The sequence below is a fragment of the Alloacidobacterium sp. genome, assembly GCF_035631355.1.
Lineage (GTDB): Bacteria > Acidobacteriota > Terriglobia > Terriglobales > Acidobacteriaceae > Alloacidobacterium.
On the sequence record NZ_DASQIX010000050.1, the window covers coordinates 1 to 25112 of the forward strand.

The following is a 25112-nucleotide window of genomic DNA, read 5'->3' on the forward strand; positions in this document are numbered from 1 at the left end:
ACGCAGGCTCACAGTTTGGACTAAGCTCGCGAGTGGGTGGAATTCAGATCTAGAGGTCACCGGGATGCGCTACTGGGCCACGTTCGCGTTCGCTCTCCAGTGCTTTCCTGTCCAGTTTATTTGTGATCATCGTCCCATACTGAATTGACTGTAGATGATGGGTCTGGCCGACCAGGTCAAAATTCAACGCGATCTTATATTCCCGTGGATTGGACGTACCCGCAGCGAGAATGGTGCTGAAGCTCCGGGACGAACCCTTGGAAGCCAGCGTCACGAAGCTGCCCCTATCATCACGACAAATCGAATAGTCGCCGGCAGGAAAGGTCTTGCCAGCGGCCTCGAAGCTAAAGGGAACCTTGATAGTAGTTGTTTCCGCTACCGCAGGGCTTGCTGCCAAAGCGGCAGCCATGATCAAAGCGGGAGCTATAGCGATACGACGAAGTGTGGAATGCATGGATTTCAAGCTCCTTTGCACCACACTACGGAAATTCATGTTTGGCTGTCGTGAAGTTCCCGTCCAAAATCTGTCGAATTAAGAGACGCCGCGTGACCAGCTATACGGGAATCTCATTGCATTTTCTCTAGTGCTCTCGTGGTCTAAGTAAGTCCGCTTCGCATTAATCGGTATATAGTTTATGTTTTGATGCTGGGTTAAGGTGTGCCCACTTTGTTCTCACATACTTAGGGCTGAAAACATGGGCGTCTTGGCAAGAAATCGGCGCTGGTTTGTGCTATCGCTTTTCGTCTGCGCCTCGATTACGGGTCTGCTCCTGTATGTTGGACGGCCAGTTCACGCTGATCAAACCGCGCCTCCCTCAGTACAGAACATAAAGCTGGGCACTGCGCGTCCGGATTCCCTCTACGCCTTCAGCCTTGGGGTAAAAGACCTTGCGCAGCTCCAGGGAAAAGACGCGGTGCTGGTCACCGTAGAGGACGCTCAGGGAGAGCTTGAGTCCAAGTGGCTGCATGAGGCGGATAGTGATTTCTACCTGACGCTCCGGCCCCGTGCTTCAGGCCCTCTAACCGTAAGCCTTTCGGCAGATTCCAATGTACATATTCCTGAGGTAAGCGCCTCGCTGCACAAAATTCTGCAGTCCCCGGATATGAAGCCTGGATTGCTTCCCGGAGTGATTGCGGCTGCTCCAAATGACACGTGGCAAGACGCACAGCAGTTTGACTTGGGACAGACGATATACGGCAGCGATGACGAGCGGCCCTATGCTCCATCGAAGAGCGAAGACGCCTACGCGGCGATGCTCAAGGGCTTCCAGTGGTTTCGCTTCACATTTCGAGAAAAACAACCGCGGCTCGTCTACTTCGTATTGAACGTGACCGACCGCGATGTTCCGTTTGACGTAGACATTTTTCAGTTGGGCAAGGACGCAGCGGGACAGCCCGATGTAGTTCCCTTCACCACAGGTGAATTTGTCTACCAGATCGAGGCAACGCAAAATTATCCCGGACTCTATAAGTTCCGCACACGCATTCTGCAGCCAGGACAGGAGTACTACGTCCGCGTGGCGGCGAATCATCCGGCATATCAACTGCACACCTACGAATATGGGGTACCGCCATATTCCAATCCGCATGACGCCGTTCGCGCCGGCATGGATTTCCTCATCAATATGGGCGATTCGTGGCTGTCGAATACGCCCCGTCGCGGTGCAGTGTCCTTGCGCACCACAATGCAGCACTCTGAAACGCAGCTTTGCATCGCGTGCCATCCATCGCAGTTCACTACGCGCGGATATCTGACCGCAGTACATAACGGCTATGCCCCTACCCAGCGTTCCTCGCTGGAGTTTCTGACCGACCGCATCTACAACAATGCCCGGCCTCTATATGGAGAGCCGAATACCAATTGGGTACGCGTGATTTATACCGCCCGCACGGTCTCCAGCCGTCTGCCGCTGATTGAGCATTCGTTTGAACAGAATGTCACCCACGATCCACCGCGCAAAAACTTCGACATACCTTATGCCAACTATTTGAAAATCCACTACAAAGGTTTGACCAAGCTGCCCGGAGATGAGCCGGATGGCTGCGAGCCGGATGTAAGCCCGTTTGAAATAGCCACGCAAAGCTGGCAGACCTTTGACATGCTTTATCAGCGGACTCATCAGCAGGATTGGCTTACCGAGCGCGATCGCGTGGAACAGATGGCGCTGGCTTATGAGCCCAAGAATGTCATCGATCTGGACTGGAAGATCCTGCTGCTGGCGACCGTGGACCGCGCGAAGTATGCTGCGCAAATTGATGTTCTTATCGACAAGCTCTACCAGTACGAAACACCTGAAGGCGCATGGCCCTACCCCTTCGACAAGAGCGCAAAGACTGCGGATTTCATCTCGTACAACGCGGTCTATGCTCTGGCCGTCGCCGGACGGCGCCCGGAAACCGACGAACACCTGGCGCGCGCGGTGAAGGCAATGATGGCCGCACAACGTCAGGAAGGCAGTTGGGAGGGCGATCCCGTCTATCAGGGTTTCAACACGCCTTTCCGCGCTACGCAGTTCGCCGTGATGGCATTGTCCACGCTTTACCCCGGCAATACCGTCGCAAAAAACTGGAACGCGGCATATCCTATGCCTCCAACCAAGCTCGCAAAAAATGACCTGCCGCTGCTTCTGGCGCAGCTCGACCAATTCTGGGACCTAGCTCCTGAGCCCGTGTTAAAGCAGATTCGCAATGTGCTGGCAAAGAGTGACCAGCCCTTGGCCCGCGAAGCCGCAGCCCGCGCGCTAGGACACATGGCCGATCCCGGAGCAATGCCCGTCCTCATTCAGGGATTGGGCGACCCCACTAAGATGGTGCAGATCAGCTCGGCCTATGCGATTCGCATGGTGTTGTCGCGCCGGCAGGACTATGCGCCCGAAGGTCGCAAATTACTCGCCGCAGCGCTAGCTTCGCCCAATGCGCGCACACGCTGGGGCGCGGCGAGGGTATTCAATCAACACTTTAGAGAGCTGACCGATGATCCTGACTTATTAGCTGCGCTGGAGCGCGATCTAAATGATCCTGTTCCCTTCGTTCGGCTTGAAGCTGCGTCGGGAATCTGGCGCTGGTACTACTGGCAGGTAGATAAACCGGAAGTCCGTCGTGGCACGCTCGAAGTGCTGGCTACGCGGCTGAATACTGAGACTGATCCCATGGTTCGTCGTGCTATACAGGAGAGCGTCTATAACGTGCTCGACGAGAATACGGGATACCTTTCGGCATGGATTCGGACAAGCGCGCAGGAAGAAGATAAGGACCGCATCAACGATGGCTACGAAGCCGTGGCGCGAGACCAGGCGCAGGTGCTGGCCAAGGTCCTGCGTGAGGGAACGCCACTGGGCCGAGAAGGAGTGCTGAATGCTCTGTGGGACTTCCACATTCGCCACTATGCGCTGCCGCAAATTAAATCAAATACCGTATCGATTGGCCTGCCCGCTGTTCTGACGAAATATGTGACTGGCGTCCCTGATCTTCATCGTCCAGGCTATGAATATCCGCCTTATCGCGAGGCGGTTGATTTCAGATATGACGTTCACAACAGTTTCTTCCAGACGCGCATCGGCAATGACAGCGACCTGATTCACTTCTTCAAAAGCTCCGGCCCTGAATTAGAGGACGCTCTCCTGGCGTGTCTCCAGGGCGCTGATAGCTCGATGAAAATGGAAGTCCTGAAAGCAGGCAGCACGCTCAGCGGCGCAGGTGACGCTAGCTTCACGCTTGCTGCACTGGAGTTATCGGAAGACCCGAACAAAGATGTACGGCAAACTGTGCGTTATGTCTACGAGAATGGCCAGCGTGGGGTTTTGAACCTTGACGCTGCCGGCGCGCCTGACCCTCAACTTGTCAACAAGGTTGTCGAAATCCTGCAACACGGAAACCCCGACAGTCAGGCCGTCGTGCTTCCACTGTTAGCTTCGCTGCCGGACACCTCGCCATGGGAAGAGCAAACGGATGTTCTAAATGCGTTGCGATCTCTGATGGAACAGAACCCTCCACCAGCAAACTATGCGCAGGTGCTGAATGCTGCCTCCTCATTTAACGAATTGATGAAAGACCCGAAGCTGCAGGCAAAGGTGCTGGCCGGGCTGGATTCGTACGACCCGGATGTGCAGCGCGCCGCCATTCAGGCTTCTCTTGAGCATTTCCTGAACAATCCTCAGATGGCCCCGATTCTGAAGAAGGCATATGCAAACTTGAACGTGTCTGCGCAGGGCATCTTCATGCAGGAAGTAGGTGACCCCAAATTCATGGCCCGGCATCTGGGCGTTTCCGGAGGTGCGGTTTCGCAGGATCAGGATTTTCTGAACAGAAATCTGGCGGCCAGGAAGATCCAGGAGCCTCTGGAAAATCCCATTGTGCTGGATACGGTGATGGCGAGCGTCCTGCACGGCGACGCCAATGTGCGCGCCGCAGCGCTTGATACGCTCCGCAAGGTGAAGGGTGTCGAGCAGCGCACCGACTTCCACGCGGCGATGGATCAGTTACAGTACTCTGACAATCCGCGATTGAAGCTTATCGCCACTCGCGTTCTCCAGGGCAAGAACCTCAACGAAGCCTTGAAAGACGTTCAACCTGGCTCTGTGCTCGACTTCAATTACTTTGTCACTAAGATTGAACCCATCCTCGCAACACCGGGACCTGATGGCAAAGCCTGCGTTTTCTGCCATGCGAGCCATGTAATCTTCAAGTTGCAGCCGCCCAATGCCGCTGGTGTTTTCTCAGACCAGGACAGCGAGGAAAATTACAAATATGCGATGCGCGTTGTTGACATCAATAGTCCAACGCAGAGCCTGATTCTGATTAAGCCTACGCGACCAACCGACAGTGCAGGCAATGTCGGCGATTATCTGGCCACGCACAACGGCGGCCAGCGTTGGCACGGAAATGAATCTAGTCCTCAATATCAAACCATTCTGGAATGGATCCGGGGTGGACGCCTGGATACCGCCAAACTGTCAAAATAGCCTCGCATTTACCTCCTTCTCACTTGTCAGCCGAACCGCTACACTGTGCAGGCGGCATGAAACCCAGGGTCTACATCAGCGTCGGCAGCGCAGCCTCATCCACGCAGTTGCAGGCAACAGACTTGATCTTCCGCTCGCTCGAGGCCGCAGGCCTGTCACCGCTCCAGATGGAAAGAAACAAGTGGACAGCGGAGCAACCATTACGCGGAATTAAAAAGGTAATCGGTCAATGCGATGGAATTGTCGTTATAGCCTTTCAGCGCTACCAGTTTCCCTCCGGCACTGAGCGTCAGAAAAATGGCAGCGAAAAAGAGCTAGCCGATATTCGGATGACAACCATCTGGAACCAGATTGAAGCAGCAATCGGGTACACAAAGGGACTGCCGTTACTAGTAATCGCCGAAAACGGACTCCTAGAAGATGGGCTCCTAGAAGGCCGGTACGACTGGAAAGTATTCTGGTCAGACTTCAGCCCTGAGCAGCTTAGATCCGACGCTTTCATCGGCTACCTGGAATCCTGGAAGCAGCTGGTTCTGGATTGCGACAAAAGCGAACGCGATCTCGACTTGTCCAAAATGTCGGCCCTTCAGGTCATCAGGCTTTTTGGGAAACTTACAGTTCCCCAACTCTGGGCTGCTGCTTCAGCTTTCCTCGCATTGTTAGGTGGAATCGCCGCAATCGCCTTCCATGCCGGAGCAGGCAAATGGCCTTGGCATTGAGTCATATGCCACCCACTTCAAATCCTTCTTATCAAGGAATTTTTGATTAAACTAATTAATTAGTTACTTTCTTACGGCTTCCGCGTCCAATAACCAGAAGCAGGAGGATCGGGTGCCGCGTAAGCCTTCCGAGACATTGACGGAAGCCGAATTGAGGATCATGCAGGTGGTCTGGCATAAGGGGCCGGGCACCGTACAGCAGATTCTCGACGCGCTCACTGACTCGCCCAGCCTCGCCTACAACACCGTCCTCACCACCATCCGCATTCTCGAGCGGAAGGGCTATCTCGAACATTCCAAAGACGGCCGTGCTCACATATTCAGCCCTCTTGTTGAGCGTGAAGAGGCTAGCCGGTCTGAAATCCGTCACCTCGTGGGCCGTTTTTTCCAGAATTCACACGAAGATCTCGTGCTCAACATCCTTGAAGACCGTGGCGTCGCGCCGGAAGAGCTGAAGCGTCTGCGCAAAATGCTGGAACGGAGCGATGTGGAATGACCTCGTTTGGGCTGCAAAGCATCGCGCAAGTTCCGGTTGAACGGGCATTGAACGCCCTGCCCGAAGGGCTGCTGGTTGCGCTTTTCGCATGGCTGCTGTTGCGCCTCATCGGGCGGCAGAATTCCGGCACGCGCTTTGCTGTCTGGTTCTCGGCGCTTCTTACCGTAGTCGGGCTGTCGTTTTTCGGCGGCTTCAAATTAGAAGCGGCGCAGGCTATCCTGCCTCCAAATCATCTCGCTTCACGAATTGTCGTCCCAACCGTCTGGGCCGGAATCATCTTCATAACCTGGGTCTTGTTCGCCTGCATCGCGCTTGCCCGCATTGCCGTCGGGCTGTGGCAGGTTTGGAGAATCAGCAAAGGCTGTATAGAAATCGACCTGTCGCAACTCGCTCCCCCACTCGCCGAGATTTTCCTGCAGCACAGTGCCGGACGGCGCGTTCGCCTCGGCGTCTCAGAACGCTTAAAAGTCCCTGCGGCTATTGGCTTCTGGAAGCCTCTCATCGTTCTTCCCACCTGGACACTGCAGGAACTCTCGCCAAATGAGCTGGAGCCAGTGCTGATTCACGAGTTGACTCACCTGAATCGCCGCGACGACTGGACGAACCTGCTGCAAAAACTGACCCGCGCCATATTTTTCTTCCATCCCGCTGTCTGGTGGATCGACGCCCGCTTGTCCATCGAGCGCGAAATGGCATGTGACGATGCGGTGCTGGCAAGTTGCCGCAATCCGCAGGCCTATGCCGGTTGTCTCATCGATCTGCTGGAAAAGAGCTGTGCGCGGCGTGGATGGACAATGGTCCAGGCCGCAGTCCATCGCGCACAGGACCTATCACACCGCATTGCGCAGATTCTCGATGCCAAACGGCCCGCCAGTACGCGGGTATGGAAACCGGCATTGGCGTTGACCGGGGTTCTCTCGTTGTCGTGCTTCGGTCTTTCGTATTGCACTCCACGGCTGGTGGCCTTTGCGCCAAGCACGCACATCGCAAAAGCGTACACTGCTCCCCGTATGACTGAGCATGACTTAGCTGGCATTCAGGGAATGGTCGTTCCCGCGTCGTATCGCCTTCCAGTGCCGGCAACAAATAGCGGACACGCATCATCAACTACGGCGAAGACGGCCAAGCATCGCAACCTGGCAAAACATCTCGCACGTTCTCAGCGGCAGAGTCTGATGGCCACAGCTGTCGAACCGCAAATCACTGCTGATCGCCTGCCGGTGCAGATGGTGATGTTCGTTGAGACCACTACTGTCCGCTACCCGCAACAACCAGCCAATAACAAGACAACACAATCAAAAGCAGCACAGCGGAAGACACAAATCTGGCAAGTCGTGCTGATGGTCCCTGCGTGCTATGCCGCGCAAATGGATGGAACAGGAAGCATGATCTAGGGCAAAAATTTTTAACTGTATCAACTAATTATTTAGTTAGAGGGAGAAACAACAATGAACACAGGAAAACTTAAGTCGCTGCTCAAACGGCGTGTGGTCATTCCAGCCATCGTCGCGGGAGCGGCTCTGTCTTTGGGCGCTTACACGCTTATCAAATCCGGAGCAGCCGTAATGGCCGCTCCATCTCCTGCCCCGGCCGCCGCGCCGCTCGATGACAGCAGCGTGGGCGCGCTGCTCTCGCTGGATCAGGCCATGGAAGCGCTGGCCGCGCGTGTAACCCCCGCAGTCGTCAATGTCACCGTCACTTCAAAGGTGAACCAGCAACAGATGGGCGAGGACGGCGGGCAGGACGGACAACAGCAGCAGATGCCGCCGCCCATGTTTGGCCCGAACACGCCCTTTGGGCGCTTCTTCCAGATGCCACAGCAGCAGGGCCCTGAGATCGAACATGGCCTCGGCAGCGGCGTCATCATCTCGCCTGACGGATACATCGTCACCAACAACCATGTCATCGACGGCGCCATGACCATTCACGTCACCATGAGTAACCGACAGGTCTATACAGCCAAGCTCATTGGTGCCGATCCGCTGACTGATCTGGCAGTCATCAAAATCGACGGCCAAAATCTGCCCAGCATTCCGTGGGGAGATTCGACTAAGCTTCACCAAGGACAGTTGGTGCTTGCCTTCGGCAATCCCCTGGGCTTCCGCTTCACCGTCACACGCGGAATCATCAGCGCTCTGAACCGCCCCAACCCTTCGGCAACCGACCGCCGCAAGCCCGGCGAATTCATTCAGACGGATGCGGCCATCAATCAGGGCAACTCTGGCGGCGCTTTAGTCAATGCTCGTGGAGAGCTGATCGGAATCAACACGTTCATCATCTCGCCGACTGGATCGTTCGCAGGTATGGGCTTCGCGATTCCAGAAGAAATCGTCAAGCACACGGCTGACACGCTTATCAAAGACGGCAAGGTGCGCCACGGCTTCATGGGAGTCACCATCGCCGATGTAACCCCGGACAATGCCAAATTCTTTGATATGAACAAGGCAAGCGGGGCGGTGGTCTCCGACGTGAATGCAGATTCGCCCGGCGCAAAAGCCGGACTGAAGACAGGCGACGTCATCATCGCGCTTGATGGAAAGGAAGTGACCGACGCTGGAGAACTTCAGATGGAAGTCGCGGAAAAACAGGCCGGCGACACCATCCACCTCGAAGTTACCCGCGAGGGCAAGAACCTGAATGTCCCTGTGACCCTGGAACCGGCGGGCTCGCATGGAAACACTGAAGTAGCGGAAAACAATAACGGCAAGGGCCACTGGGGCTTGAGCCTGGGCAACCTGACACCTGACCTTCGCAACCAGATGCAGATCCCGACAGACGTGCACGGCGCAGTGGTCGAAGACGTGCGCTCAGGCAGCCCTGCAGACAGTGCTGGTCTCCAGTCCGGGGACGTCATTGTGTCCGTCAACCGCAAGACGACAACATCAGCTTCCGATGCCGCGGACGCGCTCAAGAGCGTGCCTAGCGGACAGGACGCGCTCCTGCTGGTGTGGTCACAAGGCGGCAAAGGCTTCGTCGTGCTTCACCCTTCAAATGGCTGAAACAACTTCGCGCAGCCAGTCCACGAGGCTGGCTGCGCGATCATTTTCCCGTCCGACCCATCCACTCTCGACACAATTCTCATCACAGAATTCATAGCTTCGCGTGGTGTTCCTCCGCAAAGCTGCGTGAATCGCGGCGCGGTGGTATAACAACCGCTGCAACCTGCTTCTGGACCGGGAGGGTGTTCTAAATGGAGTTTCATATCTCGCGGGCCGTTCGAGAGGGCCTCGAAATCGACGGGCTGCTCTTCGCCTACACAGGAAACGTGGTCTTTGCGAACGTGGCAGCCAGCCGCAAGCTGGCCAGCCAGCTCAATCAGGCGCGCGGCACGGAAACCGATTCCTCGAAGGCCATCAACGCCGGTGCGCTGTTTGCCATGGGCCTCATCGACGAGCTGAGCCATGCCCTCGTCGCCCGCTATCGCAAGGAAATCGACCCTGCCGTTCACACCCAGGCCATCCGCTGGTTCTCCTCGAAAATCAACCAGCCTGATCTGGAAAAATTGCTGCTCGCCTTCGTCGAGCAATTTCCCAATGTGGCCGTTTATCGCGGCGAAATGACGGCGCAGCAATGGCTGAACGGAACGACAGAAGGGATGAGCAACCGCGAAGCCACGCTCGAAGAGCTGATGCTGCTCTGGCTCGCCAATATCAATCCCGCTTTCGTTCCTTTCCGCGAATTGTTTGACGACAAGGACCTGAAATCCCAGACCGCCTATCAAAACGTGACTGCGGATCTCCCCGGCTATCTAAGCACTCGTCCGCCTCTTGCGCCGGAAGCGGGAAGCCTCTTCGAAGCTCTGCGCGCGCCTATGCTCGCCGCACCCGACTCCATCACCGGCCAGCTCGAGTTCATCCGCACCCATTGGTCCAAATATCTTACAGAGGATCTGCGCAGGCTTCTTCTCGCCATTGACGTGCTGCGCGAAGAAGAGCTTGCCATCTGGCTGCGCTTCCATCCGCCCGGCCCAGACTGGCACCGTCATGGCGCGCCAACGTGGGGAGCGCAGGGCTTCCGTGGCGACGAGTTTGTTGGCTTTGAAGAAGACTTCGGCCACAAGCGCTACGCGCATGACTATCAGGCCCCTCTCCACGAATACGAGGCATTCAGCGCCGACCAGGCCTGGATGCCCAACGTCGTTCTAATCGCAAAAAGCACCTATGTCTGGCTGGAGCAGTTATCCAAGAAATACAGCCGCCACATCCATCGCCTCAATCAGATTCCTGACGAAGAACTGCGTCTGCTCGCCGATCGCGGCATCACCGGTCTCTGGCTCATCGGCCTCTGGGAACGCAGCATTGCCTCCCGCACCATCAAGCGCCTGCGCGGCCAGAGCGACGCCGTCGCCTCCGCTTATTCGCTCAAGGAATACGACATTGCCGAGGACCTCGGTGGCTACTCCGCATACGAAGACCTGCGAAACCGCGCCGCGCACTTCCGCATTCGCCTTGCCAGCGACATGGTGCCCAACCACATGGGCATCGACTCCGAATGGGTCATCGAACATCCCGACTGGTTCATCTCGCGTTGGGAAAGTCCCTTTCCCGCATACAGCTTCAACGGCCCCGACCTCTCCACTGACAGCCGTGTCGAAATCAAAATCGAAGACCACTACTACGACCAGACCGACGCAGCCGTCGCCTTTCGCCTTCGTCATCATCACGACGGGACCACGCGCTACATCTACCACGGCAATGACGGAACCTCATTCGCCTGGAACGACACCGCCCAGCTCGACTATTCCAAAGCCGAAGTCCGCGAACGCGTCATCCAGACCATCCTGCATGTAGCCCGTCAATTCCCCATCATTCGCTTCGACGCCGCCATGGTGCTGGCCAAGCGGCATGTGCAGCGTCTCTGGTTCCCGCTGCCCGGAACCGGTGGCTCCATCCCCTCTCGCGCCGAAAATGCCATGTCGCAGGAAGAGTTCGACGCCATCATGCCCCATGAATTCTGGCGCGAAGTCGTGGACCGTGTCGCTACCGAAGTCCCGGGTACGCTCCTGCTCGCTGAAGCTTTCTGGCTGCTTGAAGCGTACTTCGTCCGCACACTCGGCATGCACCGCGTCTACAATAGCGCCTTCATGAACATGCTGCGCGACGAGGAAAACGCGAAGTACCGCTCATACCTGAAGAAAACCATCGAGTTCGATCCCGACGTTCTCAAGCGCTATGTCAATTTCATGAGCAATCCCGACGAGCGCACCGCCATCGACCAGTTCGGTACTGGAGACAAATATTTCGGCGTCTGCACTCTGCTCGCTACGCTTCCCGGCCTGCCCATGTTCGGCCACGGCCAGATCGAGGGGTTCACCGAGCGTTACGGCATGGAATTCAAGCAAGCACGCATGGACGAGCATCCGAACGAGTGGCTGGTAGAACGCCATCAGCGCGAAATTGCGCCACTGCTCAAGAACCGCAGGCTTTTTGCCGAAAGCCACAACTTCGTTCTCTACGATTTCTGGAATGATCACGGATCGGTAGATGAGAATGTCTTCGCCTATTCCAACCGCCTTGACGACCAGCGTAGCCTCATTGTCTACAACAATACCTACGGATCAACCCGCGGAACCATTCACATCTCGGCCGCATTCATGGATAAGGTGAGTGGCCAGCTAAAACAAACGAGCCTGGCCAGAGGTCTCGACATTGCCCACGATGACTCTGTCATCTTCGCGTATCGCGATACCGCTCACGGCCTTGAATACCTCCGCCGTGCCACTGACATTCATCGTCACGGCTTGAAGTTTGAATTGCGCGGCTTTCAACACACAGTTCTTGTCCACTGGCGCGAGTTGCGCGTAACCGCTGATCAGCCCTGGGACAGACTTTGTGACGCGTTGCACGGCGATGGCGTCTATAGCGTCGATGAAGCTCTCACCAGACTTCGCCTGCAGCCGCTGCACGAAGCGCTGCATCGGACCATCGATGCCGCCAGCGCCAGCGCCTTCGCCGAGGTAGCAGGAAAAGAAGCGCAGCTTTATATCGCAAAAACGAGAAAAAAACGCGCTGTATCAACCGGCTCTCAACAACCACAATCCATCCCACTGCCAGACGAACATGCGGCCATCGATACCCGCCTTCACCCCTTTATCGAAAAGGCGCAGCACTTTTGTGAGAAGGCAATCGAATTCATGCCCCATGAACACCGCGAAGCTCTCGAAGCTCCGGATGGTCCTGCTCATCTCAACCAGAGATTCAGAAAAGAATGCGAGGCATGGGCGACAGCCGCTCTTCATCTCCCGCTTCTCGAACACGGCTTTTCAACCGCATGGCCGGCGTCCGTGCGCTATATGCTTCCCAGCGAGGAACCGGGCGCCTCCATCGAGCAGACATGGTCGCCTGTCCTTGCGTGGATTCTGCTGCGCAGCTTTTCGCCGCAGGGCATGAGCGCCGATCTCTTCGACAAGCTCATGCTGCGCTCCGCTCTCGCGGAAACCTTCTCCTCGCTCGGGATGGAAGGCGAACGGGCATGGCAAGCTGCAGCGCGCGTCCGGACTCTGCTTTCGCACATCGATCTACCTTCGGACTCACGGATGCACGCCGAAGCATTCTGGGCCGACCCGGACGTTAAATGGCTCACCGGAGTCAACGAATCATCCGGCACCACGTACTTCAACAAAGAGCAATTCGAGGAGATGCTGAGTTGGATCCAGCTTCCTGCCTTGCTGGCAATCACCCGCCAGCCAGCCTTCAGGCCCTCCGCTATTGAAGATCTCGAGGAAGGCATCACGAAGGCGTCCGAGGCCGCGCGCGATGCTGGCTACAGGCTGGACAAGTATCTCGACCTGCTGCACGTTGATCTTCCTGCGGAGGTCGTGCACGAGGGCGATTCCTGAAATTCATCTATTCGCTGCGCAAACGGAAACGGCAGCCACAAAGACTGCCGTTTCACACTGCACCAAATTCAATAAATCCTGAAATTCACCTCGATATTCACTTCCACTGGCACCGGACGTCCTTGATATGTGGCCGGCCTGAACTTATATTGCCGCACCGCTTCCACGGCCTTCTCATCCAGCCCCATTCCCAGCGGGCGAATCACGTGCACATGCTGCGGATTCCCCTGCGTATCCACAATTACTGACACCACACAGATACCCTGGTATTTCGCGCGCCGGGCCTCATCCGAGAACTCCGGATCGGGCGCGTAAATCACCTGCGGAGCGGAAACGCCGCCGCCTGGATGGTACACGCCGCCGCCAGTTCCGCCACCCGAACCAGGCCCGATGCCGCCACCCGATCCCGAGCCAAGTCCACCGCCGGTGCCCGTGCCGAATCCCGAACCCGAGCCCTGCCCCTGCGAAGCCAGAGCCACCTGGTTCGACTGCGGAATACCCAAATTCGGCATATTCGCATCCGGCATTTTCATGTCCGGCATCACTATCGTAGCTGGAACCGGCAGCTTCGGTTTGTCGAGCAGCAGCTTCTGTGGAGGCGTAATCTGCTCCTTGTCAAACTTCGGCAGCTTGCCCTTCGAGGCGTCCACCAGTTCGTGGTTTCCACCGCCGCCGCCACCACCCATTACATCTTTTGCCGCCGGCGCAATCGGTATAAACGGAGACACATCCACATTCGTGGCCTGCAGCTTCTTTTCAAGGGCGCGGCTGTGAATACGCATTTCAACCAGAGCCAGAATAATCAGCCCGATCACAAAGACGTGCGCGCCAATCGAATACGCGCTCGACTTCGTGCTCCGCTCCGATTTCAGCAGGACATCGGTTTCAATCGGCTGTGAAGTCAGTTCCAGTGGAGGCAGCTTCCTGGGAAAGAAAACGTCCTGAATGTTGATCCAGAGCGATGACCAGATCGACTCTTCTTTCAGCGTTCCAACAAGGTCGTTATTTTCGTCCGGCCGCGAGGTCAACTGAAGCGGAGGTTGTTTTGAAGAGGAAAAGACATCGCGGACATTCGCTATCAGCGACTTCCAAATCGACGAGTCAGCTTCAAGGAGGTCGTTATTCTCGTCCGGCTTGGAGGTCAGCTGAAGCGGGGGCTGCTTTGGAGAGGAAAAGGCGTCGCGCAGGTTGGCCAGCAGCGACTTCCACATGGATCCCTCGATTTCGAGAAGAATATCGGGTTCCTTTTCCTGTGGCCGGGTTTGTCCTGGATCCAGTTCCGGAGGTGTCAAAAGCTCATTGCCCATATCACTTCAACCGGGCAGGAAAACAAAAGACCCACCCGTGTATCTCTCCATTATGGACGACGCAAGGCCCGCTTGTCTTTAAGATGCGCGGGGAATCTTCTCTGCGCGCTGTAATTCTATTGTCATCCTGAGCGTAGCGAAGGATCTGCTTTTCTTCATATGCCGCACCCAGAACTGACCTCCGAATACCTTCCAATATAGACGCGACCCCCATCATAAAGTTACTTATCTAAAACCAGATACAATAAAGTTTTACCCCTATCGAAATTTCCCATGGGAGAAATGATGTTCGCTCCATCCAACCCCGGCGGAGCGCCGGAACTCAAGTCAACCCTCACCCTGCCGCAAACCGCCTTTCCCATGAAGGCAAATCTGCCGCAAAACGAGCCCGAACGCCTCAAAAAGTGGGCGGAAACAAAGCTCTACGAGCAGATTCGCGAAGTCCGCAAAGGCTCGCCCCGCTACCTGCTGCATGACGGCCCGCCCTACGCCAATGGCCCCATCCACCTCGGCCACGCGCTCAATAAATGCCTCAAAGACTTCGTCGTCAAGACCAAGACCATGGCTGGCTTCGACGCTCCCTATGTCCCCGGCTTCGACTGTCACGGCCTTCCCATCGAGATCAAAGTCGACGAGCAGTTCGGGCGCAAGAAGCTGGAAATGTCATCGGTGGACTTTCTCGCAGCATGTCGTGCCTACGCACAAAAATATGTTGACCTGCAGACCAGCCAGTTCATACGGCTCGGCGTTTTCGGTCGGTGGGAAAAGCCGTACTCCACCATGTCTAAGGAGTACGAAGCCAAGACCCTCGAAATTTTCTATCGCTTCTTTGAGCAGGACTTTGTCTACCGGGGCCTCAAACCGGTCTATTGGTGCATCCACGACCGCACCGCTCTCGCAGACGCCGAGATCGAGTACGAGATGCACACCAGTCCCAGCATCTACGTGCGCTATGAACTCCTTCAGCGAGGACGGGTGGGAGCCAAGCCCGAAGAAATGACTCTGGCGCTTAAGTTAAAGGCCGAGGGTTACAACAAAGTCTATGCAATCATCTGGACAACAACTCCGTGGACCTTACCAGCCTCACTTGCAATTGCATTTCATCCTGATTTTGATTACTTGGTACTCGGTACGGAAGACGGCTCGGCATATATTGTCGCGGCGGAATTAGCAGAAAAAGTCATCGCAGACTGCAAGCTCGGCGCAACCAAGAAACTTGCGCGCCTGAAAGGCAAGGAATTCGAATACGCGCATTTCCAGCATCCGTTCCTCGACCGCAGCATTCTCGGCGTACTCGCCGACTACGTCACCACCGATCAGGGCACCGGAGCCGTTCACACTGCCCCCGCCCACGGAGCCGATGACTTCTACACCGGCGCAAAATACGGTCTTGATCAGACCTGCAATGTCGACAATGCAGGCCGCCTGCGCAACGGACTACCCGAATACGACGGCCTGAGCGTCTTCAAGGCGAACGAGCCCATCATCAAGCTGCTCGAATCACGCGGCGTTCTAATGGGCCGCAGCGACATCTATCACAGCTATCCGCACTGCTGGCGCTGCCACAAGCCCGTCATCTTCCGCGCCACCGAGCAGTGGTTCATCGAAATTGACAAGCAGATGGGCGACACCACCTTCCGTCAGCTCGCGCTCGACGAAATCCGCAACACCGTCAAATGGGACCCGGCATGGGGCGAAGAACGCATCGCCAACATGATCGAGACCCGCCCCGACTGGTGCATCTCCCGCCAGCGCATCTGGGGCGTGCCCATTGCCGTATTTCTCTGCAACCAGTGCCACACTCCGCTCAAGGACAAGGCGCTGAACCAGAGCATTCTGTCTCTGCTGGAAAAAGAAGGCATCGCTGCCTGGCACACACACGAAGCCGAGCAGTTACTACCTGCCGGAACAAAATGTGCCAAATGCAGTGAAACCGACTTCCGCAAAGAGATGGACATCTTGGACGTATGGTTCGACTCCGGCGTTAGCTGGCACGCCGTTATGGAAGCCGAGCCGGAAATCGCGCCGCCCGCCGACCTCTACTTTGAAGGAGGCGACCAATATCGAGGCTGGTTCCACACTGCATTGCTGACCTCAGTTGCTGTCAGCGAGAACCACAAGGCCCCCTACACCATGGTCGGAACACCCGGCTGGACGCTCGACGAGCAGGGCCGCGCCATGTCGAAATCTCTCGGCAACGGCGTCGATCCTGTCGATATCGCCAACCGCATGGGCGCGGAAATCGTCCGTCTCTGGGTTGCATCCGTCGACTTCCGCGAAGATGTAGCCGCCAGCGAAAATCTCATGCAGCGCATCGCGGACAACTACCGCAAGCTGCGCAATACCTTCCGTTTCCTGCTCGGAAATCTGCACGGCTTCAACCCCGCTGAGCACGCAGTGCCTTATGAAGACCTGCTCCCGCTCGATCAGTATATGCTCGCCAGCACCCGTGAGCTGGTAGAAAAAATTAGCGGCGCAGACGGCAAAGGGGGATGGTACAAAGACTTCCAGTTCCACCGTGTCTACCACGCCATCAACGAATTCTGCATCGTCGATCTCAGCGCACTCTACCTTGACGTGCTCAAAGACCGCATGTACACGTTTGCGCCAATAAGCATCGCCCGCCGTTCCGCGCAAACCGTGATCTACAAAATCACTGAAGCATTAGTCCGTCTCGTAGCCCCAATCCTCAGCTTCACTGCAGACGAAGTATGGAGCTACCTGCCCGCCGACGCCAACCGCGCAGGGAGCGTCCACTTAAGCCACTTTCCGACACCTGATGAAGTGGCTCCGGAGAATCCGTCACTTCTCGCTGAGTGGCAGAAGCTCCTGCAAGTCCGTGACGAGGCCCTCAAAGCGCTGGAAGCCGACCGTAAGGCCGGAAAGATCGGCAAAGCGCTGGAAGCGAAAGTGCAAATTCACCCCACAGTCGATCTATCGGAGATACTGCATCACTTCAAGTCGAGCCTGAAAGAGCTCTTCAACGTCTCCCAGGTAGAAGTAAAAGAAAATACGGCCAACGGAACCATTCAGGCCATTACACTCCCAGCCGACGGCACAAAATGCGAGCGCTGCTGGAACTTCTATGCTGATGATGGCCCTGATCACGTCCAACACTTTGGCCTTTGGCCCAAGGTCTGCGGACGATGCGCCGTTGCATTAGAACAAATGGGCTACGAGCGTTAATGTTTTGCGACAGCCTGCTTTTTCAGTTCAGCAATCGGATACGGGTGCCTGGGGACAATTAGAACTGCTGTCGAAGACAGCATACCGAATTAAGGTAGAAACACCGGCCTTCAGGCCGGTAAGTAAGAGAAAGAAACAGGGGCTTTAGCCTCGGGCTATTAAAAAGAATGGATTTGAAACAAGACCGCCGCAGCTGGCTCTTCGCCATTGCCGCACTCATCATCGCCCTCGACCGCTGGACCAAGAGCTGGGTCGGACACCATATCGCCGAGGGCGACGAAATCACTGTCATCCCGCATTACTTCTACATCTCGCACGTCCTCAACCCCGGAGCGGCTTTCAGCCTCTTCGTCGATTCGCCGTCACCCAACCGCACCCGCTGGCTACTAACAAGCTTTTCCATCGTCGCGGTCATCATTGTTCTCGTCCTGATTCTCAAAATGGGACGCCGCTTCACCGCGACGACCATCGCGCTCGCCCTCATTCTCGGCGGCGCAATTGGCAATGTCTGGGACCGCATTCACTACGGCGTCGTCACGGATTTCCTCGAAGTCTTCCTCCGCTTGGGGCATTGGAGTTACCACTGGCCCGACTTCAACGTCGCCGATTCCGCCATCGTCTGCGGCGGCATTCTGATCGTCCTCGACGCCCTGTTGCCTAAAAAATCTCAGCCATGATCGAGCCTGCATAATACTGCCCTTGCAATAAACTGAACTGCCCTAACTCCGCCCTCGTACAATTCAAGAGCCGAGAACGAGCGAATCTACCCGCCGCTCCGTCTAAGAACCGAAGCAGGAAAGGACCACCCTGTGGCCAATCTGTGGCATGACGTCAAACACTCTCTGCGCAGTCTCTTCAAAAATCCAGGCTTTACCATAGCCGCTGTCGCAGCATTGGCCCTCGGAATCGGGACAAACACCGCGATCTTCACCGTGGTCAACACTGTCCTCCTCAAGCCGCTCACCTACCCCGACGCTGACCGCATCGTCCAGTTCATGCTGACCTCGCCCGAAGGCGAAGGCGCCGCTGCCTCTCCCACCAAGTTCAATAACTGGCACTCGCAGACCAGCGTTTTTCAGGACGTCACCGCTTATGACTTCGGCGGCCCCGGCTTCAATCTCACCGGCGACCATCCCGAGCAGGTCCACGGCATCCACGTCAGCGAAGCCTATTTCCGCCTCTTCGGCGCGCCTGTCATGCTGGGTCGCACTTTCACTCCGCAGGAAGACTCACCCAACGGCGGCAAGGTCGTCGTCCTCAGCTACGGTCTCTGGCAGCGCCGTTTCGGAGGCAACCCAAACATCGTCGGCAGCGCCATCTCGTTCGGCAACGAACCCTATACCGTCGTCGGTGTTCTCGGCAAGTCCTTCGTCTCCGATCCGGAAGCAGACGTCTGGCTTCCCTTCCAGATCGACCCCAACAGCACTAACCAGGGACACTTCTTTCTCGCCGCTGGACGTCTTAAGCCGGGTGTAACCCTCGCGCAGGCGAACGCTCAACTCAAAGTTGCGGCTGACCAGTTTCGCCGCCGTTATACGGACGCAGGCATGGGGCCGAAGGAAGGTTTTGCCGTCGAGCCGCTGCGCGACAGTATCGTCAGCGATGTGCGCCAGTCCTTATTTGTTCTTCTCGGGGCCGTCGGTCTCGTGCTGCTCATTGCCTGCGCGAACGTTGCCAATTTGCTGCTGGTCCGCGCCTCCGGACGCAAACGCGAGTTCGCCATTCGTGTTTCTATGGGAGCCACGCGTCTGCGCATTATTCGCCAATTGCTGGTTGAGAGCATTCTGCTCGCCATCACTGGCGGAATCCTCGGCTCCATCCTCGGCTACCTCGGTGTACGCGGCCTGCTCGCGCTCAGCCCGGGCGACATTCCGCGCATAGGCGAAAACGGCGCGAACATCGGCATAGACTGGCGCGTCCTTCTCTTCACCCTTGCCGTCTCACTGCTCACCGGCGTCATCTTCGGCCTCTTTCCCGCCATCAGCGCCTCGCGCCCCGATCTGAATTCAACGCTCAAGGAAAGCAGCAATCGCGCAGGCACCGGATTCCGTCAGAGCAAGGCACGTTCACTGCTGGTCATCAGCGAAGTCTCGCTCGCGCTTGTGCTGCTTATCGGCGCAGCGCTGCTCATCCGCACGTTCCTCGCGCTGCGCAACGTCAATCCCGGCTTTGACGCACGCAACGTCCTCACCCTGCAGATGTCTCTTACCGGAGACCGCTTTGCCAAAACCGCCGGCGTCGCCCAGCTAGCCCTCAATGGACGCGAACGCCTCAATGCCATTCCTGGCGTCGAAGCCTCCGCATCCACCTGCTGTCTGCCGCTGGAAGGCGGCTTCGGGCTGCCCTTCATCGTCATAGGCCGCCCTCTTGATAAATCCGGTCAGACCGGTGGAGCAGGCTGGATGAACACCTCGCCCGGTTATTTCGCCGTCTACAAGATCCCCATTCTCGAAGGCCGCGACTTTAAAGACAGCGACAGCACCGGAGCCCCCGGAGTCGCCCTCATCAACGAATCCATGAAGAAAAAGTTCTGGCCCAAAGAAGACCCGGTCGGCCAGCAGATCATTATCGGCAAAGGCGTCGGCCCGCAGTTTGAAGAGCCTCCGCGCCAGATCATCGGCGTCGTCGGCGACATCCGCGACGGCGGTCTCAACCGCGATCCGCGCCCACTCATGATCGTCCCACAGGCGCAGGTCACCGACGGCATGACCGCTCTCAACGCCAACATCGGCCCTGTTACCTGGCTGGTCCGCACTAAAGGAGATCCACACCAGTACATCTCCGCCGTTACCGAGCAACTCCGTCAGGCCAGCGGCGGATTTCCTGTTGCACGCGTACGCTCCATGGAAGAAGTGGTCGTCCACTCCACTGCGCGCGAAGACTTCAACATGCTGCTGCTCACCATCTTCGGAGCATCTGCGCTTGTCCTCGCCGCCATCGGCATCTATGGCCTCATGGCCTACACCGTGCAGCAGCGCACACAGGAAATGGGCATCCGCATGGCCCTCGGCGCAGACCGCGCGCGCATCCGCAATCTGGTCGTATGGCAGGGCATGCAGCTCGCCATCATCGGCGCGGTCATTGGAGTCGGCGCAGCCTTCGGCCTTACCCGGCTCATTGCGAGCTTTCTTTTCGGAGTTAAACCCTACGACCCGGTCGTATTTGTAACTGTGCCGGTGATATTAAGCCTTGTGGCGCTCTTCGCCGTATGGCTCCCCGCTACCCGCGCCTCAAAACTTGACCCGATGGAGTCTCTGCGCGTCGAATAGTTGCGGAGGGCAGACAATGAGAGAATCTTTCACCAAAGCCGCTCTCGCCCGCGTGGCGCTGACTGCCGCCGGCGCAACCGCTGTCGGCGCATTGGCCGTGGGCGCAACCGCCATTGGCGCGATTGCTGTTGGCTCGCTCGTGATCCGCAAGCTGATGACCCACAAAGCCCACATCAACAAGCTGAGCGTCGGCGAGCTTACAGTCGACCGTCTTGTCGTCAGGGATTCAGCGCCTGGTCAAAGTTCAACCCACTCCTCGTAAGCACGATGAGCGGAAAAAGAATGTCTCGCTCAGGCAATAAGACCCTCTTTAGTGAACAGTTACAACCTCACTGGTAGTTGAAAGCTGCCCAGACTGGTTCCTCACCGAGAGACGAATTGTATAAGTACCTGCTTTCTTGTAGGTGTAGGAAGTGGTGGGTGTCCAGTTAAGCCACCTGCCATCGCCAAAATCGATGGTTCTGCCAATAATGTAGCTTCCGCCACGCTGGCTTTGCGACGAATCTATGTCAACTGTCAACGGGTGTCTTCCGCTTTTCGGTGTTACAGTCAACGCCGCCGATGGAGCGCTTCCAGCAGGACCGCCCTTTATCGAAAGCGCAACGATCGAGTAGCCGGGAAGGTTAACTGTCGCCGAGTAACCTCCCGATATCCAGTTCAGCGTGACCGGTTCGCTGGTGATCCAGCCGTGCGAACTATTCAGAAGATACGCCTCTCCTGTTTCCGACGTTAGTCCCGGATTTATAAGATTGATCTTGACAGCGCCGTAATCCCTCGACGACGGATTGATCACCACCACGCTGTCCGCCTTATTGGTATAGAAAGCAGTCGCCGTTAGCCCGCCTGTTGTACTCGCGGGAGTGACAGAAGCGGCCATATGACCACCGGCTTGTAAGTCAAGATAATCTGGCGACGCAAATAACGCATACGCATAGAACTGCGGATATGGCTCCGCAACCGATGGATTGCAGTCCATTTTCGAGTTCCACTCACCCATAATGCAAAATGGAGGTCCTGCGGCATTGAAGTACATAAGACGATTCGGAACGGTAGAGGCACCGCTATAGACAACGTTGAGAAGATCGCTGACGGCAAGACTGTTCCACAAAGGCGCGAAAGTTGGATGGTTGCGGCAGCAGTCAGCTGAATACGCCCAGTTGTCGTTGTATTCCGTGATGTAAATCGGAGTCGATGCCGGGTGGGGCTGATGGCCCGCTCGCACAAGTGCTTCGATCACATTGTAGTAATGAATCAGTCCTTGCGTCCCCGACTGCGTGATCGAATACAAATGGGCCCAATTCATCTTTTTGTCGATGTCAGGCTGGCCCGTGACATAAAGGTGGAAGCTGACAAAATCAACATAGGGCGCAGTCCCTGGATTGTCGAGCAGCGTTGGAATCCAGACCGGGGCGAAAGCCATCCGGGAAATAACCGGTCCGCCCGTGCGAATCGGTTGACCATCCAACTCTGCCTGGGTATGCATAGCAGAAGAAGCCGCCGCGAACATTGAGACATAGCTGTCTAGTCTGGCAGCGTCGTCACGAGCGCATAGCGACTCAGCAAGCTCGGGCTCGTTCCAGATCTCATAATCCGTCATCAACCCGGGGAAATTCTCGTTCACATGGGCAACCACCGATGCCGCCAGTTGTCCCCATCGCCAAACATCCCGCGGCGGGGAGCACTTCTTCTCTCCAAGAGAAGGCGGCGTCCCGAAAATCACGCCTATGGGATGGACACCTGTGTCCTGCATCTTTTCCAATATCCGATCGAGCGACCGAAAGTATGGTTTCTTCTTCGTCTTGTATATCTCCCAAAGGGAAATCTCGAAGCGGGTTCCACTCAGGCCAGCTGCCGTCAACCTGCCGATTGTGCCTGGATCACTTAGAGTAGATCCCACTCCCCCAACGCCGAACATCCCGCTTGGTACAACCGGTGTCCAGCCGTGTCGATCGCCGAAATCCGCTGATACGGTTTGCGGTCGCGCAACGGCCTCTCCCAGTGCGAAGGCTAAAGCCAGTGCAAACGATAAACATATCCTGTTTATCCCTCTAGGAAACATTAACTTCACAAACATAGTCATTTTCCACGATAAAAATTTTGATGAACCCGATTAGGCCGGCACGGATGATGCTCACTCGCGCGGAGAACAGGACAGGAACGTACTTAGTGGGAAATAGAGCAGGAACGTTACAAACTATTCGATTCGAAGCTGGATAAATACTATCACTCAGGCAAATGTTGTCAATTTGGATATGGACTATTGCTTACAATGCAGAGGGTTTTCAGGCTGTTCCCGCTAGCCGATACAACGTGCGCCTGGAAGGCTTGTAACTACACCTTCAGCCTACGCCCAGGGAGACATTGGAACTCCCTCTACTCTATGGCATCAAGCAGACCTGCATCTCACCCTTATGTTGGGCAATGAGCATTTGGGTCTTTCACGAAACTCAGATTCGGCGCTTTGGTAAAGGCGCCTTTGCCATTGCCTACAAACACATCGAACGTGTAATCGCCATCGTCGCCATACACCACCACCAGATCGGGATTACCGTCGCCATTAAAGTCAGCCGCAGAGATGTGGGGCACCGTTCCCGGCATCCGTAATGGAAGAGGCCACCCGCCTTCGAATGAGCCTTTGCCGGTCCCGAGAAACACCGCCACCGTGCTCCGACGCCAATCCGAAACAGCAATGTCCGGAATGCCATCGTGGTTGAAGTCTGCCACCGCAATCGACACCACGGAATCAAGATGCGCAACCTCGCCGGCAGGAACCAGGCTGCCCTTGCCATCTCCGAGAAACAGCCTTAATGATCCGTCGTCGTCACCAACAATCACATCCGGGATGCCGTCCTGGTTGAAGTCAGCCGTGACCATTGCTCTGGGATCACGACCCAGCGCTGCATTGGACTCAGTCTCACGAAATGTCCCATCTGCCAGTCCCAACGACACCTTCAAAAAACCCGCTCCTGATCCATCAGGCGCAACAGCCTCGGCAAGATCGGCGATGCCGTCTCCGTTAAAGTCTGCCATCACTGTCGGGTGGGAACCTCCATCCGGATCATCTCCAGCCACAGCGCTGGCGCTTCCTGCCCATACCCGTACCGGAGCAAACACCGCAAGCGCGAAAACCACCGCGAAGATGACAGTCACTGGGCGCAGCTTGAATGCGTTTCGAGTCATCGGATATGTTCCCTGGTTACTATTCTATTCTTGAATCGACAAAGGATATTGCGATGCTTCTGCCACCCGAGAACTACCACGAGTTCGGACGCGAGCACCATGGCCTCCGAGGCCCTGTAAAAATCTGCGCCGAGGAAGTTACATATCCCGTTTCCGCCGCCGCCGATGGTAGCCTGATCCCGGAACGCAAATTTCAGCGCACAACGGAATTTGATTACGAAGGCCGGATCGTCATTACAAGGTCACAGAATCCCAATCAGCCTGACTGGGTAAGCCGCTGTATCTAGAATGCAGCCGGCCAGCTGCTCAAATCAACTTGGGGCAAGGAAGGTGACCCGCCATCCGAATCCGTCTATCTCTACGACGATCAGGGCAGGCTCCTGAGCATCACCTATAGTGACAAGTCTGACCATCCTGTCACATACCACTACGACGAACACGGCAGAAAAACAAAGCGTCAGGTTTCTCGCGCCGAAGATTATCGCGCCAATGTCGTCAGTTCCGGCGATTCTCCCTTCTGGTCAGCAGACAGGCCGCCTAATCGCGAGGGCGGTGGCAGCGCCATCACCATCTACGACAAACACGACCGCCCCACCGAGGTCCGGATTCATGACTCCCAGGGCGAACTCGTCCGCCGTGCCATCCGCACCTATGACGAGCAAGGCCGCATTGCTGAAGAAAAACTGGTTCACGACGATATCGTAACGATGCTTTCGGCGGAATCGCTCGCAGGCGTTTTGGAAGCACCAGACGGGCCCTCCCTCGACGAGTTCCGCGCCGAGCTGACAAAGTTGATGGGAGGCCAATCAGGACCAGCTTCGATTGCGATCACCTACGATCCGCAAGGCCGCATCAGCCGAAAAACACGGCGCGCCTTCAACATCGTGAACCAAGTCGAAATCGCCTACAACGAGCAAGGAGACATGGCAGTAGAAATCACGCAAACCACGCAAGAAGATGACCCGGAGCAATACTCCGAATCACATTTCGAATATCAGTACGACGAGCACGGCAACTGGACAGAAAAGCTCGACTCCTGGTGCTCGATGCCCGGCGCCACACACGTCCCCTCAACCAAAACGCACCGCATGCTCACCTATTTCTAAATCTCTTATCCACTTAAGATTCGTCATCCTGAGCGAAGCGCAGCGAGTCG

At 56.4% G+C, this 25112-nt stretch carries 17 protein-coding genes; 12 read left to right on the plus strand and 5 right to left on the minus strand.

Features of this window, described 5'->3' with window-relative positions; genetic code table 11:
* Positions 1-49: 49 nt before the first annotated feature.
* Positions 50-454 (minus strand): hypothetical protein, encoded by a 405-nt coding sequence (locus VEV40_RS08985; RefSeq protein ID WP_324831737.1) that lies wholly within the window; start codon positions 452-454, stop codon positions 50-52.
* Positions 455-704: 250 nt separating this feature from the next.
* On the opposite strand from VEV40_RS08985, the gene VEV40_RS08990 reads away from it, so the two are divergent.
* The 6 genes from VEV40_RS08990 to VEV40_RS09015 all read left to right on the plus strand — a co-directional run bounded on the left by VEV40_RS08990 (position 705) and on the right by VEV40_RS09015 (position 13014).
* Positions 705-4961 (plus strand): HEAT repeat domain-containing protein, encoded by a 4257-nt coding sequence (locus VEV40_RS08990; RefSeq protein ID WP_324831739.1) that lies wholly within the window; start codon positions 705-707, stop codon positions 4959-4961.
* Positions 4962-5017: 56 nt separating this feature from the next.
* Positions 5018-5680 carry a hypothetical protein gene (locus tag VEV40_RS08995; RefSeq protein WP_324831740.1) on the plus strand — a complete coding sequence of 221 codons (663 nt, stop codon included), beginning with the start codon at positions 5018-5020 and terminating at the stop codon, positions 5678-5680.
* 112 nt (positions 5681-5792) lie between these two features.
* Positions 5793-6176 (plus strand): BlaI/MecI/CopY family transcriptional regulator, encoded by a 384-nt coding sequence (locus tag VEV40_RS09000; RefSeq protein ID WP_324831742.1) that lies wholly within the window; start codon positions 5793-5795, stop codon positions 6174-6176.
* A complete protein-coding gene (locus tag VEV40_RS09005; RefSeq protein ID WP_324831744.1) occupies positions 6173-7570 on the plus strand; it encodes a M56 family metallopeptidase in 1398 nt (465 codons plus the stop codon). Before VEV40_RS09000 ends, VEV40_RS09005 begins: the two co-directional genes overlap by 4 nt.
* A 54-nt stretch (positions 7571-7624) precedes the next feature.
* Positions 7625-9175: a Do family serine endopeptidase gene (locus VEV40_RS09010; protein WP_324831746.1), complete on the plus strand. Its 1551-nt coding sequence runs from the start codon at positions 7625-7627 to the stop codon at positions 9173-9175.
* A gap of 191 nt (positions 9176-9366) precedes the next feature.
* Positions 9367-13014 (plus strand): alpha-amylase family glycosyl hydrolase, encoded by a 3648-nt coding sequence (locus VEV40_RS09015; RefSeq protein WP_324831747.1) that lies wholly within the window; start codon positions 9367-9369, stop codon positions 13012-13014.
* A 68-nt stretch (positions 13015-13082) separates the two neighbouring features.
* Here the strand turns inward: VEV40_RS09015 and VEV40_RS09020 are convergent, their stop codons facing one another.
* Positions 13083-14321: an energy transducer TonB gene (locus VEV40_RS09020; RefSeq protein ID WP_324831749.1), complete on the minus strand. Its 1239-nt coding sequence runs from the start codon at positions 14319-14321 to the stop codon at positions 13083-13085.
* A gap of 282 nt (positions 14322-14603) precedes the next feature.
* Here VEV40_RS09020 and ileS point away from each other — a divergent pair, with 282 nt between their 5' ends.
* The 4 genes from ileS (at position 14604) to VEV40_RS09040 (ending at position 21038) form a co-directional block, all read left to right on the plus strand.
* Positions 14604-17507: an isoleucine--tRNA ligase gene (ileS, locus tag VEV40_RS09025; protein ID WP_324831752.1), complete on the plus strand. Its 2904-nt coding sequence runs from the start codon at positions 14604-14606 to the stop codon at positions 17505-17507.
* 167 nt (positions 17508-17674) lie between these two features.
* Entirely contained in the window at positions 17675-18184 is a 510-nt protein-coding gene (gene lspA / locus VEV40_RS09030; RefSeq protein WP_324831753.1) for a signal peptidase II, read from the plus strand.
* Between the two features lie 132 nt (positions 18185-18316).
* Entirely contained in the window at positions 18317-20776 is a 2460-nt protein-coding gene (locus VEV40_RS09035; RefSeq protein ID WP_324831755.1) for an ABC transporter permease, read from the plus strand.
* 16 nt (positions 20777-20792) lie between these two features.
* A complete protein-coding gene (locus VEV40_RS09040; protein WP_324831756.1) occupies positions 20793-21038 on the plus strand; it encodes a hypothetical protein in 246 nt (81 codons plus the stop codon).
* A 48-nt stretch (positions 21039-21086) separates the two neighbouring features.
* On the opposite strand, the gene VEV40_RS09045 is transcribed toward VEV40_RS09040, so the two are convergent.
* Entirely contained in the window at positions 21087-22856 is a 1770-nt protein-coding gene (locus VEV40_RS09045; RefSeq protein ID WP_324831757.1) for a GH39 family glycosyl hydrolase, read from the minus strand.
* 329 nt (positions 22857-23185) lie between these two features.
* On the minus strand, positions 23186-23956 hold the full coding sequence (locus tag VEV40_RS09050; protein WP_324831758.1) for a VCBS repeat-containing protein: 771 nt from the start codon (positions 23954-23956) through the stop codon (positions 23186-23188).
* Positions 23957-24009: 53 nt separating this feature from the next.
* On the opposite strand from VEV40_RS09050, the gene VEV40_RS09055 reads away from it, so the two are divergent.
* Positions 24010-24243 carry a hypothetical protein gene (locus tag VEV40_RS09055; protein WP_324831760.1) on the plus strand — a complete coding sequence of 78 codons (234 nt, stop codon included), beginning with the start codon at positions 24010-24012 and terminating at the stop codon, positions 24241-24243.
* A 234-nt stretch (positions 24244-24477) separates the two neighbouring features.
* On the opposite strand, the gene VEV40_RS09060 is transcribed toward VEV40_RS09055, so the two are convergent.
* On the minus strand, positions 24478-24648 hold the full coding sequence (locus VEV40_RS09060; RefSeq protein WP_324831761.1) for a hypothetical protein: 171 nt from the start codon (positions 24646-24648) through the stop codon (positions 24478-24480).
* A gap of 15 nt (positions 24649-24663) precedes the next feature.
* On the opposite strand from VEV40_RS09060, the gene VEV40_RS09065 reads away from it, so the two are divergent.
* On the plus strand, positions 24664-25062 hold the full coding sequence (locus VEV40_RS09065; RefSeq protein WP_324831762.1) for a hypothetical protein: 399 nt from the start codon (positions 24664-24666) through the stop codon (positions 25060-25062).
* The last annotated feature ends 50 nt before the right edge of the window (positions 25063-25112 follow it).